Origin of the sequence: Taibaiella chishuiensis (assembly GCF_003014535.1) — a bacterium.
GTDB lineage: Bacteria > Bacteroidota > Bacteroidia > Chitinophagales > Chitinophagaceae > Taibaiella > Taibaiella chishuiensis.
This window is the reverse complement of record NZ_PYGD01000004.1, coordinates 170,498-183,103: the sequence shown is the minus strand read 5'-3', so window position 1 is coordinate 183,103 and position 12,606 is coordinate 170,498. Positions and strand designations below refer to the sequence as shown.

Here is a 12,606-nt window from a genome sequence, read left to right as displayed (position 1 = left end):
CTTTTTTAATATATCAGGTTCGTTAAAGGAAAATCATGCGCATGCCTAAACCGCATTTTTTCTTATTGTAAAATTTTTCGCTAATTAAATTCTATGAAGAAAATCAACACTGATCAATCTGGCAATAACCGGCCCGTATTGCTGTCGCGAAGAACCCGGCATATGCTGGCAACAGGCCTGCTGTTTACGGGCAGTCTGTTTGCCTCGAAAGCATACGCACAGGTTACGGTAACCTCAAGTGCAGGTACGACCGCGCCAACACCGTATACGACATTGAATGCCGCCTTTACGGCAATCAATGCGGGTACCCACCAGGGCGTTGTTAATATCGCTATTACGGGCAATACCACCGAACCGGCTACACCGGTACCCCTGCTGGCCAGTGCCGGTACCTCCAGCTATACGGCTATAACCATCAAGCCCAGTGGCGGCAGCTTTACCATCAACTCCAATGCCGCCCCCGCTGCCAACCGTGGTATTATAGAGTTGGCGGGCGCCGATAATGTAACCATCGACGGCGATGATCCGGCTACACCGGGCAGCCAGAACCTGAGTATCGTAGCAGCAACAGTATCCACTTCGGGTGTTGCCTGTATCCGTTTATCCTCTAACTCCGCTACCGGAGCCGATGGTGCGGATAACAATATCATCCGCAACTGTAACATTACCGGCTCCAGGAGTTCTGCTACAAGTACGACCACCAACTATGGTATCCAGTTTTCCAATGGTGTGACTACCAGCAGTTCTTCGACCGGCGCTTATTCCAGTCTCAATACGCTGATCGACAACAATAATATCATCAGGTGTTATTACGGTATCCATGCGATCGGCAACTCTGCCACGTACCTGAATACCGGTACCATCATCCGGAATAATACGATCGGTAGCTCGATACCCGCCAGCTATGTAGCGCACAGGGGTATTGTGATCTCCTACTCTTCCTCCTCTGCTACCTCGACCAGCGCTGCGCTGATCGAAGGCAACGATGTAAGATCCGGGCATAATGCAGGACAGGCAAGCCTTTCGGCTATCGAGGTAGCCGCTGCCAATGCCGGTATCAAAATTAACCGTAACTATATCCATGACTGTATTAACCCCACATCCGATATATGGGGTATGTATGGTATCGGGGTAACTTCGAGTACCAGCAATGCCGGCATCAACATTACCAACAATATCATCCGCGACATTACAGGTTATGCCATAAGCAGCTTTGCCAGCCAGTATGGCGGCGCCGGTATCTATGTAAGCGCCGGGGCCACCGACATGGTCATCCTGCACAATACCATTGCACAGCTAACACCTTCTGCACTGGGTATCTGTGTTTTCATCAACTCCTCTTCGGCCACTGTTGCCAAGTTCCAGAACAATAACCTGGTCAACAACATCGCCAGTCCTTATGCAGTTTGTATCTATGCTACCGCTACTGGCAATATTTCCGGCGGCACCGTTAACAACAACAACTATTTCGTTACCCCCCAGGGTAAACTGGGTTATTATTCCACAACCAGGGCTACCCTGGCAGATTGGAAAACGGCAACCTCCAAGGATGCACAATCCCTGGGTGAATTCCCGCCCTTTGTTTCTCCGACTGATCTGCACCTGATCGCAGGCGCTTATACCTTCCTCGAATCGGGCGGCGCTCCTGTAGCCAGTACCGGTATCACTACCGACTTTGACAACCAGACCCGTCCCGGGGCATCGACTTACGGGTTCGGTACGGCACCCGATATAGGCGCCGACGAATTTGACGGCAGGGCTTTAGCTTGTGGCACACCGGTTCCCGGTAATGCGCTGGCATCCGTATCCACACCGATCTGTTTCGGTACGCTGGTTACCTTCTCCCTGTCGACACCACCGGTAGGACCGGGCTTCTCGTTCCAATGGCAGTCTTCCATGGACAACACAACATTTGCCGATGTTTCCGGCGCAATCAGCGCGACTTACACGACAACGCCTACCGCCAAATACTACCGTTGCGTGGTAACCTGCTCGGTGGGTAACGTTACCGCTAACTCTACCTCTGTACAGGTACAATACCAGAACAATATCGTAACGACCACTCCAGGCGTACGTTGCGGTATAGGTCCCGTATCGCTTGCAGCAACCAGCAGTACAGGCTCTACGGCAAGGTGGTATGCAGCGGCAACAGGCGGCACCCCCCTGGGCAGCGGCACCTCATTTACTACACCGTCCATCAGCAGCACCACAAACTTTTACGTGGCAGCTGAAACCTATGTGCCGGGTAGTGTAAGGGTTGGTGATGGCACCAGTGAAAAAGGTTCGACTTCCTACCCTAACCCCTTAAGCGCCTACTATGGCGGCGCCAAGCACCAGCTGCTTTTCCTGGCCAGCGAACTGGCCGCCCAGGGCCTGGCTCCGGGTAATATTACCTCTATTGCATTTGATGTAGCCGCGATCAACACTTCCGGTGTGTGTAACGACTTTACCATCAGGCTCGGCGCCACGAACGCAACCGCATTGACCGGTTTCGTCACAGGTACGACTACTGCTTACAATGCAACCTTTACGCCTTCAGCAACCGGTGTTGTCGTATTTAACCTTACTACGCCCTATAGCTGGGATGGCACCAGCAACCTGATCGTGGAAACCGTACACAACGCCGGTAATACCGGTAACGGATCCGGTACCACTACACGGTATACCACTACATCGTTTAACAGTGTATACGTACGTTATGCCGATAACCGTACTCCTGCCGGCGCCGCCAGCTTTGATACCGCGACCATCGGTACTACCGCTGCCTACTCCGACCGTCCGAACGTAATCTTCGGCGGACAGACCGTTTGCGCCAGCCCGCGCAGCACCGTATCTGCAACCGTAAATACACCACCTGTATTTACCGTAAACGATACCCTTACCGCATGTAATAATGCTGTAACTACCCTGAACGTAACCTCTCCCCTGGCCAATTTCAATACCTATACCTGGTCGCCTGCCACTAACCTGTACACCAATGCCGCTGCCACTACGCCTTATGTAGCCGGCGCCAGCGCCAGTACGGTATACCTTAAATCCGGCACAGCAGGTCCTGTATCCTATATCGCTACGGCCAATAACGCGACTACACTCTGTGCTGCGGCCGATACCAGCAATATCGTGGTATTACCTGCAGCCGGAGCGATCGCTGCTATTGCAAACCCCGGCACACTTTGCGTTTCGGGCACCAGCACCCTGACCCTTAGCCCTGCAGCCAACTACGGCGGCGGCTCCCTGGTATGGCAGTCTTCTACCAATAACACTGCCTTTGCCGATATCGTCCCTGCGGCTACCGGTATTACCTACACTACCCCTTCGATCACCAGCACGACCTATTACAGGGCCCAGATCAAGATCGGCAGCACCGTATGTACCAACACCGTATCTGATACCGTAATCGTTAATAACCCACAGATTGCAACCTCTACACCCGGCAGCCGTTGCGGCCCCGGTACTGTAGGCCTGTCGGCAACCGCAAGCCAGGGCGCTATAAAATGGTATACCGCAGCAACCGGCGGCTCCAGCATCGCAACCGGCAATACGTTTACCACGCCTTCGATCAATGCAACCACTACTTATTGGGCTGAAGCTTCAGTAGGCAGCGAAAACCATGTAGGTCCTGCCGACCGCGTGGCTACGCTGAGCTACTTTATTACCACGAACTGGGGTATTACCTTTAACTGTACGCAGCCTACCGTTATCCAGTCTGTAGCAGTTTACCCGGGCAATGCCGGTACAATGACCATCGCTGTACAGAATTCCATGACCAGTCCTACGGTATTCGGTACCTATACGGCAACGTTTACTGCGGCCCAGGTGGGTACCAAAGTAATATTGCCGATCAATATCACCGTACCGACTCCCGGAACCGGTTATAAAATGATCGTACAATCCTATACAGGCTTATCCAGCGGCCTGCATCGCGAATCTCCGCCTGCACCAGGCTTTACCTATACCAGCCCGGGATCTCCCGTTACGATCACCTCCAGCGAATGGGGCGGTACCACCACCGGTACTTACTACTTCTTCTACGATTGGGTAGTAGGCCAGGCATGTGCTTCTCCAAGAACCGCAGTTCAGGCTACAGTCAATGCAATTCCTGATGCTACCATTGCACCGGCCACCGGTCCCGTACAGGTTTGCCAGGGCAGCACCACTACCCTGACCGCATCAGGCGGCGGCAATTACCAATGGCTTAATGCCGCCGGTAATATCCCCGGAGCGCAATCCAATACCTTTACTACCGGTACCGCCGGCACTTACCGCGTAGTGGTTACCACACCGGCAACAGGTTGCCGCGATACGGCCGATGCGGTTGCCATCAATGTAAACCCATCGCCTTCCGTGTCTATCGGTAACGATACAGCGATCTGCTCGAACAATACCCTGACATTAAACGCAGGCAACCAGGGCAGCACTTATCTCTGGGATAATGGTACAACCAACCAGACCCGCCAGGTAAATGCCTCCGGTACTTATTTCGTTAAAGTGACGAATACCAGCAACTGTTCTAAAACAGATACCATTAATGTGCTGGTTAACCCGATACCTGTAGTCAATCTCGGCAACGACACCGCTTTCTGCCAGGGCAATACACTGGTGCTGGATGCCGGTAACCCGGGCGCCCATTACCTCTGGAACAACGGTACTACCGCCCAGACCTTAGCTGCAAGCACTACCGGTAACTACAGCGTGGTCGTTACGGATAATAATTCCTGCAAAGGCACCGACAACATCAATATCATCGTAAAATCTGCGCCATCCGGCACGATCAATGCGGTATACGGCGATACATCCACCTATACCTTCAACGTACTCAACCCGCAGTTTGTACAGCAATATACCTGGAACTTCGGCGACGGTTCGCCTACGAAAACAGGCGCTGTAGTACAACATCGCTATGCACACAACGGCATCTACCTGGTAACACTTAACCTGGGTGGCGAATGCGGCGAGAATGTCGGCAGATCTGTTAGCGTTGACGTATTCGACGCGGGTGGCGGTACCGGTATCGTAAAAATCGATAACCCGAACGACCTGGCGCTCTACCCTAACCCGGCTAAAGACCAGATAACCATCGAAAATAAAAACGGGCTAAAACTGTTGCACATCACCGCATACAACCTGCTGGGCCAAATGGTATACAGCCGCGATGCAGAAAGCAACGACAAGCACCGTATGGTAATGACCGGTATTGCACCGGGTATGTATACCCTCAAGATAGAAACCGATAAGGGCACTGCTATCAGGAAATTCGAAATCCTGAAATAAGGCAGCCGCCAACCATTAATCCGCATAAAAAAAACCGGCCTTATGGCCGGTTTTTTCTTTTAGGTATCATCAGTTATTCCTTCCTGAAACTGAATACAGCAATAGATCCTAGGGTATAATTGCAAACCCAGGCTTCCAGCTTATCGTCGTTTTCAAAAATATCCACGCCTACCGGGCTGCCTTTACATGGCAGAGAATAGAGCTTCGTAAAGCTATCGTCGTTGATCCTGAAAACGTCGACAGCATCACCTTTATAACAGGTCACGAACAGGAATTTCTTGTTTTTCGACAACATGATGGTACGGGGCTTCTCACCGGTTTCAGCCGTAAACAAGGTTTTGCCGCTTACCGGGTCGATACAGGCTACTTTGGATAATTTGTTATAGGAAATAAACAGGCGGCCGTCATCATCCATTACGATATGCCTGGGATTAGACGCTACATTAACCGGGGTATCTGCCTGCCAGGTTTGGTTGTCGATCACGTTCAGCCGGGCGCCGCCCATAATCGCCACATACGATTTGTTTCTTTTATCGTCTACAATCACACCCCTGGGAATAGCGCCCATAGGCAGGTTGCGGATCACCTTGCCATAAGGATAAACCTGCTTGTCCAGTTCCAATACGCTTACGGTATAGGAATGCCAGTTGCTGACCAGCAGATGCCGGCTATCGGCTGTTACGGCAATTACCTTTGGTGTTTTGCCGGTATGGATCAGGGGCACTGCCGCCGAGTCGCGGGCGCCGGTAGCGGGATGATAGATCACCATTTTCTTATCGGCGGCATCGCCCTTGCCGAACTGTTCTTTCATGCGTGCTTCATCGTTCACGAATACGGGTACGATACCCTCCGCATTGTGCAGCGACACCCAGAGGATATCGCCGTCATGGCTGAAGCCGGCTTCAACCGGCTTCTCCTGGTAAGAGGGGATCGGCTTGTCGGTATCATAGTCCCAACCCGTGCCCCGCGTTGGTTTGAATTTAAACTCGCGCAATACCTTACGGCTTACCTGGTCGAACTCGTATACACTCATCCCCTCCAGGTTAAGGGCATATAAACGTGTGCCTGCAGCATTAAACAATACGGATTTGGTACCGGGCGCAGATTTCAGCACTTCTGTACCGGTAGCAACAAGGTTGTGATAAGGTTTTAAGGCGGGCCGTACCGGCGTCGCTTTGGCAACGCTATCCTGCACGGCCGGCGCAGCGGCGACAGCTGTCTCCTGCTTGGGTTGCGCATAAGCACAGGAGGAAAAGAGGCAGCATAGCGCCAGGTTGAGCCAGGGATTGTTTTGTTTCATAAATTAAGATTAGGGACTGTAAAAGTAGATAAATTTAAAAATAGCGTGTTTTGTGGCCCCGGGCCAATACCGCTGTTCCAGGCTTCGACTATATCTTTTAACCAAAAATCAGCACTTCGCCGGTCCCGGGATAATTAATTTACGTTTACCTTTATTGCCGTTTACAGCTCTACGATGATCAAGTATTATAACGAAGCGATAGAAACCCTGGACAGGGAGCGGCTGCGACTGCTGCAACAGGAACGCCTGGTAAAGCAGGTGCATATACTTTATGAAAAAGTCTCCTTTTACAGGAATATGTTCGACCAGGCAGGCATCAGTCCTGCGATGATACGAACGGTGGAGGACCTGCAGCTGATTCCATTTACGAAAAAAGATGCCCTCCGGGACAACTATCCCTTCGGCCTGTTTACGCTGCCGCGCAGCGCGGTATCCCGGTTGCATTGCAGTAGCGGCACCACCGGCAAACCGATCGTGGTGGGATATACGCAGAACGACCTGGATATTTTCTCCGAAGTTATTGCCCGTTCGCTGGTAGCAGCCGGCTGCCAACCCGGTATGCTCATGCAGAATGCTTATGGCTACGGGTTATTTACCGGCGGCCTGGGCCTGCATTACGGCGCCGAAAAAATGGGGATGACCGTATTGCCCATATCGGGCGGCGGTACCGAAAAACAGTTGATGCTGATGCAGGACTTCCAGAGCGATGCCATATGTTGTACGCCTTCCTATGCCTTAACCCTTGCTGAGGAGATCCGGAAAAGAGGCATCGATAAAAGCAAACTTAACCTCCGGTATGCCGTGCTGGGTGCAGAACCCTGGACCGACAGTATCCGCACCCAGGTGGAAGAAGGACTGGGTGTAACGGCAACGAATATCTACGGGCTGAGCGAGATCATTGGTCCCGGGGTATCGCAGGAAGACTACGAAGAAAAAGGAAGCGGCAGTTATATCTGGGAAGATCATTTTTACCCGGAAATAGTAGACAAGGATACCGGCGAAGTATTGCCCCACGGCCAACAGGGCGTATTGGTATTTACCACGCTCAGCAAGGAGGCCATGCCCCTGCTCCGCTACTGGACCAACGATATTACCAGTATTTATTACGATAAAAGCGCCAAGCGCAGCCATATCAAAATGGCCCCGATCTCGGGCCGTGCCGATGATATGCTGATCATCCGCGGCGTAAACCTCTTTGCTACACAGGTAGAAGCAGTGCTGGAGCACATTTCCGAGCTGAGCGCCAATTACCAGCTGGTCGTTACCAATAGCGGGCTGATGGATGAAGTGATGGTGCGGGTAGAAACCGAACAGGTTTTATACGAAGCGCTTGGACGCGAATGCGGCGATGCGCTTGGCCACGACAAGATTAAGACTGCAAAACAGGTACTGCAGAAAAAGATAAAAGACAGTATCGGCCTTTCGATGCAGATCGAAATAACCGCACCGGGCCTGATTCCCAGGAGCGAGGGTGGCAAACTTAACCGCCTGTCGGATCTGCGTAACAAAAAATAAAACAGCACCCATGTTTGGTTTATTCAAGAAAAAAGATCCCGGCATACGGGTTGCGGATAGGGTATGGATCTCGGAACAGGCGCGCCGCGAGGCCTGTTACCGCGCCTGGCAGAAGCAGCCGGAGACGCGGTTCCTGGCCTGGTTTGAAACGAGCCGCAACCTACTGGAACAATATTTCCAGGCGCAGGGCGCCTCCGGGTTTTCCATAAGCCTGGCGGGCTTCTCCGGTACCGGCACACAGGGCGCGCCGGTTATTTTCATCGAACATTTTCCTTTACGCAGCGAAGAGCAGGCACAGTTTGCCGCTATGGGACTACAGGAAGCAAAGGTATACAGTTGCCTCGAAGAGCCGCTGTTCCGCTTGTTTGGCGGCGACCGGCTTATCACCATGGTAGAAAGATTAGGCTACAGGGCCGACGAACCGATCGAACATAACCTCGTTACCACATCGATTCAAAGAGCCCAGGATAAGGTTGCAGAAAAAATGATCGTTTCCGGTAATGCCCGGTCGCAGGAAGACTGGTTCGGCAATGCCGGGTTTACGCTATAGAACGGCTGTAGGACAGCCCACAAACTTTAAAGAATGGAACAACAGATCAGTCCCCAGGAAGTACTGGATATCATGATTGCCCGTGACCGCTTCAGCCAATGGCTGGGCCTGGAAGTAAAAGAAGTAGGGCCCGGCTATTGCCGGCTCGAATATACCGTTAAGGAAGATATGCTCAACGGCTTTGAACGTGTGCATGGCGGTGCACTCTTTTCCGCCTCCGACTCGGCCTTTGCTTTTGCCTGCAATTCGCACGGGATTATTACCGTAGCATTGGATGTATCCATCACCTTTACGCGCCCGGCCAGGGCCGGCGACCGCTTGTATGTAACGGCGCAGGAAGTACACCTCGGCAATAAAACAGGACTTTACGATATCCGTACGACCAACGAAGAAGGCGCCCTGGTATGCCTGTTTAAAGGCACGGCCTACCGCACCTCGCAACCGGTAAAACAGGAACCGCAAGCCGGAGCTTAATAAATATTCATGTCCAATTTTATTCTTATTGCCCTTTGCATTGCTGCCGGCATTTTTTTCAGACGCTCCGGCTCCCTGCCCAAGGATGCACATAAGGGCATCAATGCCTGGATCATCAATATCGCATTGCCGGCCGTCTCTTTTAAGTACCTGCCCTATATCGAATGGAACCGCGAACTGCTGCTGCCCGCGCTGGCGCCGGTATTGGTATGGTTATGTGCCTGGCTGTATATTACCTTGTATACCCGCTTAAGACCGGGCATATCGAAAGCCACGCAGGGCGGGCTTAAACTGGTTACCGGCCTCAGCAATACCTCTTTCGTAGGCTTCCCGCTTATTACCGCATACTTTGGCGAACAACAGCTGGGCATCGCTATTATTTCCGACCAGGTCACCTTTATGTTGCTGTCGACTATAGGTATCGTCGTGGCTATACGCTCCTCGCAAAAGGAACAACTGAACCTGCGCAATGTAGCCCGTAAACTGTTTCGCTTTCCGCCGCTGATCTGCTGTGTGCTGGCCCTGGTACTGCCCCGCTACGTGGATCTGCAGCCGCTGCAACCGCTGTTCGAAAAACTGGCGGCCACGGTTGGCCCGCTGGCCCTGTTCTCCATAGGACTGCAGCTAAAGTTTGCCGGCTGGCAAAGCGAGATCCGGCATATCCGGGTTGCGCTGTTGTATAAGCTCATCCTTGCACCTGCCCTGGTATTGGGCTTGATCAGCCTCTTCCGGGTAACCGGTATCATAGGCCAGATCAGCGTTTTCGAGATGGCCATGCCTACCCTGCTTACCTCGGGTATTATTGCCGACCAGTATAATCTTAATCCTAAATTATCCAACCTCGTAATCGGTATTGGTATCGTATGTTCCTTTATCTCTACAGGGTTGTGGTGGCTGCTGCTGCACTACCTGTTCCCATAACTGATGCAGCCGACTCGTACCACACTGCCCTGTGTTTCTTAGCCACAGCGGCTTCCGGTTTCCCCATAAAAAAGAGCCGGTTTGCACCGGCTCTCCTGTTCCCTAGGAATTCTTTATTGCTTAATGATCTTTAACGTCTCCCGCTGCCCACCGGAAACGTATGACAACAGGTACACGCCTTTGGCTAAAGCATGCAGGCTGATGTCGGTACGCGCCGAAGTTATAAACCGGTGGACTACCTGCTGCCCGGCCAGGGTGCTGATCGTAACGGAGGCGCCGGCCAGAGGCATATGCTTCAGCTGCAGCGTGATGTTATCCGTTGCAGGGTTAGGCATTACCTTGCTGATAAGGCTTGTTACTTCCCGCAGCGTAGTACCTGTTTTAGGCGTAAATACAAATACCGCGCCGTTTGCGGGGTACACAGCAGTATCATAAACCATAGGTGCGATATCCTCCCAGAGATGATTGTTCCTGCTTGCCACCAGCGCGGTATCCGTGTTGGCGCCGCTGCGGTAGCGTACGGTATGCAACAGCAGCGAGTCCGTGATATGGACATTATACGTCAGGCCTACGAGCAGGACATTGCCATTGTTACCGGGATCAAACATACCCGGAGTCGTGTGACCAGGACCTGCATGGTATTCGATTTTATCGGTTCCTTCGTATAACCAGACCTGGAAGTTAGCGCTATCAGCAGCAGTGCCGTTGTAAAAGCCCATGTTACGGAATTCGATCTTTGTGATACGGCTACCCGGTGTACCGGTAAGGGCATAACTGATCTTCGATTGGCCATTATCGATATAATCGGACTGGATACCGAGCAGTGCAGGTGTACCGAAAACGGTATCGAAGCCGTTCAGGAATAAGCCGCCGTAGGTGTCCAGGGCCCAGTTCGTAACCGGCGCGCCCTGGTATTTAAAGTTAAAATCGGTGGGCAGGCTAAAATGAACCAGCGTGTCGTCCCAGCCGGTATTACCGAGTATAAGCGTGGTATTGCTACCCAGGTTGGCATAGGAAGATGTGGAATAGGCATATTGGTAAGGAACAGCCGGGGTTTGTGCATAAAGCCCGGTCGCCGCCAGGACACCGTGCAGGAGTATGCCGACGGCGCAAAAGAATCTTTTCATGTTTCGTTTTTTAATGGAGTTGGTTAAGGCATCGAAGACGCCAGGCGGCCGCAAAATTACCGGAAACAAACCGCATGTAAAATTATTTATTAACCCATACAGCACCTGGAAGCAGGTACAGGAGGGCATTCCCGCACATCTGTCAAAAGCCTTAACCCAACAAAAACAAAAGCGCAACACAACAATATTTTCCTGCAACACCTTATACCCTATTGAAAAATAACATGCATTTTTCGTTTAAAATATTTGCAGGTAGATGAGCAGGGCGCATGGGATGGGTGCATAAAAAAAGGAGCCGCAACGGGCTCCTTAACCAATAAATACAAGCTGTTTATTTTTTGACGACCCGGAGCGTTTCCCGCTTCCCATCAGCAGTGTAAGCAAGCAGGTAGATCCCTTTGGTCAGTCCTTCCAGGGGAATGTCGGTACGGGTGGCCGTAATTTTTTGATGCAGCACCTGCCGGCCGGTTACGGAATATATTGTTACAGCAGCATCGGCAGCCGGTGCGCTTTTCAACTGCAGGGTTATACGGTCCGTAGCTGGGTTAGGCGATACGGAACCGATACGCGTAGCAATGGTCTGTATAGCAGTACCGCCGGTTTTAGGTGTAAAGGCAAATACAGCGCCATTTACCGGGTAGATGGCGGTATCATATAACATCAGCATCGTCTCTTGCTCGTTCGGATAAGCGTCTTCAAGAAATATAGTGGTATCGGTATTGGCGCCGTTACGGTAACGGATCATGTGCACAGTTGCCGCATCGATCATGTTCTCTACGGCGTACATAAGACCGGTAGCTACCTGGTTGCCATCGTTGGCCGGGTTAAACATACCGGGACTGGTATGACTGGGGCCGGCATGGTATTCGATCTTGCTGGTACCTTCATATAACCATACCTGGAAATTTGCCGTATCGGTCGGAGCAGCCTCGAAAAAGCCCATGTTCCGGAATTCGATTTTAGCAATACGGCTACCGGCGGCTCCGCTTACCGCATAGCTGATCCGTGATTGACCATTATCCGCATAATCAGACTGGATACCGATGATAGCCGGATTGTGCAGCGAAGTATCATAGCCGTTGGGATACAGTCCGCCATAGGTATCCAGCGCCCAGTCGGTAACTGCGGCGCCCTGGTATTTAAAGTTGAAACCTGCAGGCAAACTAAAATGGACCAGCGTATCGTCCCAGCCGGTATTACCCAGGATCAGTGTGGAGCTGTTATCCAGGTTGACATAGGGCGCGTTGGAATAGCTGTAGTTATAGGGTGTGGTTTGTGCATTGGCGCCCGTCGCCATCAGGGCAGTGATCAATAGTGTGCTCAGTGCGCACAGGATTCTTTTCATGTTTTTTTGTTTTAAATGGGGTAAATAGATTTTTGTAATGATAAACGTATAGACGAGATACAGATTACAAAAACGGGGACTGCTCAAAATTATTATCTGTCCG

At 51.8% G+C, this 12,606-nt stretch carries 8 protein-coding genes; 5 read left to right on the top strand and 3 right to left on the bottom strand.

The genetic code is table 11. From position 1 onward, the window contains the following. The first annotated feature begins 93 nt into the window (after positions 1-93). Positions 94-5,271 (top strand): T9SS type A sorting domain-containing protein, encoded by a 5,178-nt coding sequence (locus B0I18_RS12925; RefSeq protein WP_106523136.1) that lies wholly within the window; start codon positions 94-96, stop codon positions 5,269-5,271. A 73-nt stretch (positions 5,272-5,344) separates the two neighbouring features. On the opposite strand, the gene B0I18_RS12920 is transcribed toward B0I18_RS12925, so the two are convergent. Beyond that, entirely contained in the window at positions 5,345-6,571 is a 1,227-nt protein-coding gene (locus B0I18_RS12920) for a YncE family protein (protein ID WP_106523135.1), read from the bottom strand. A gap of 174 nt (positions 6,572-6,745) precedes the next feature. Between B0I18_RS12920 and B0I18_RS12915 the strand changes: the two genes are divergently transcribed. The 4 genes from B0I18_RS12915 to B0I18_RS12900 are packed head-to-tail and all read left to right on the top strand — an operon-like array spanning position 6,746 to position 10,031. Next, positions 6,746-8,086 carry a phenylacetate--CoA ligase family protein gene (locus B0I18_RS12915; RefSeq protein WP_106523134.1) on the top strand — a complete coding sequence of 447 codons (1,341 nt, stop codon included), beginning with the start codon at positions 6,746-6,748 and terminating at the stop codon, positions 8,084-8,086. A 10-nt stretch (positions 8,087-8,096) separates the two neighbouring features. Then, complete coding sequence (locus B0I18_RS12910; RefSeq protein ID WP_106523133.1) at positions 8,097-8,636, top strand: hypothetical protein; 540 nt, start codon at positions 8,097-8,099, stop codon at positions 8,634-8,636. A 33-nt stretch (positions 8,637-8,669) separates the two neighbouring features. Continuing rightward, a complete protein-coding gene (gene paaI / locus B0I18_RS12905; RefSeq protein ID WP_106523132.1) occupies positions 8,670-9,110 on the top strand; it encodes a hydroxyphenylacetyl-CoA thioesterase PaaI in 441 nt (146 codons plus the stop codon). A 9-nt stretch (positions 9,111-9,119) separates the two neighbouring features. Beyond that, complete coding sequence (locus B0I18_RS12900) at positions 9,120-10,031, top strand: AEC family transporter (RefSeq protein ID WP_106523131.1); 912 nt, start codon at positions 9,120-9,122, stop codon at positions 10,029-10,031. Positions 10,032-10,144: 113 nt separating this feature from the next. On the opposite strand, the gene B0I18_RS12895 is transcribed toward B0I18_RS12900, so the two are convergent. Both B0I18_RS12895 and B0I18_RS12890 read right to left on the bottom strand, forming a co-directional pair. Continuing rightward, complete coding sequence (locus B0I18_RS12895) at positions 10,145-11,158, bottom strand: T9SS type A sorting domain-containing protein (RefSeq protein ID WP_181358456.1); 1,014 nt, start codon at positions 11,156-11,158, stop codon at positions 10,145-10,147. Between the two features lie 331 nt (positions 11,159-11,489). After that, on the bottom strand, positions 11,490-12,503 hold the full coding sequence (locus B0I18_RS12890; RefSeq protein ID WP_106523129.1) for a T9SS type A sorting domain-containing protein: 1,014 nt from the start codon (positions 12,501-12,503) through the stop codon (positions 11,490-11,492). Positions 12,504-12,606: the final 103 nt, after the last annotated feature.

What these genes read in the sequence shown, in the direction of transcription:
- B0I18_RS12925 (WP_106523136.1), top strand. Translation starts at nt 94, where the DNA reads ATGAAGAAAATCAACACTGATCAATCTGGCAATAACCGGCCCGTATTG.
- B0I18_RS12920 (WP_106523135.1), bottom strand. Translation starts at nt 6,571, where the DNA reads ATGAAACAAAACAATCCCTGGCTCAACCTGGCGCTATGCTGCCTCTTT.
- B0I18_RS12915 (WP_106523134.1), top strand. Translation starts at nt 6,746, where the DNA reads ATGATCAAGTATTATAACGAAGCGATAGAAACCCTGGACAGGGAGCGG.
- B0I18_RS12910 (WP_106523133.1), top strand. Translation starts at nt 8,097, where the DNA reads ATGTTTGGTTTATTCAAGAAAAAAGATCCCGGCATACGGGTTGCGGAT.
- paaI (WP_106523132.1), top strand. Translation starts at nt 8,670, where the DNA reads ATGGAACAACAGATCAGTCCCCAGGAAGTACTGGATATCATGATTGCC.
- B0I18_RS12900 (WP_106523131.1), top strand. Translation starts at nt 9,120, where the DNA reads ATGTCCAATTTTATTCTTATTGCCCTTTGCATTGCTGCCGGCATTTTT.
- B0I18_RS12895 (WP_181358456.1), bottom strand. Translation starts at nt 11,158, where the DNA reads ATGAAAAGATTCTTTTGCGCCGTCGGCATACTCCTGCACGGTGTCCTG.
- B0I18_RS12890 (WP_106523129.1), bottom strand. Translation starts at nt 12,503, where the DNA reads ATGAAAAGAATCCTGTGCGCACTGAGCACACTATTGATCACTGCCCTG.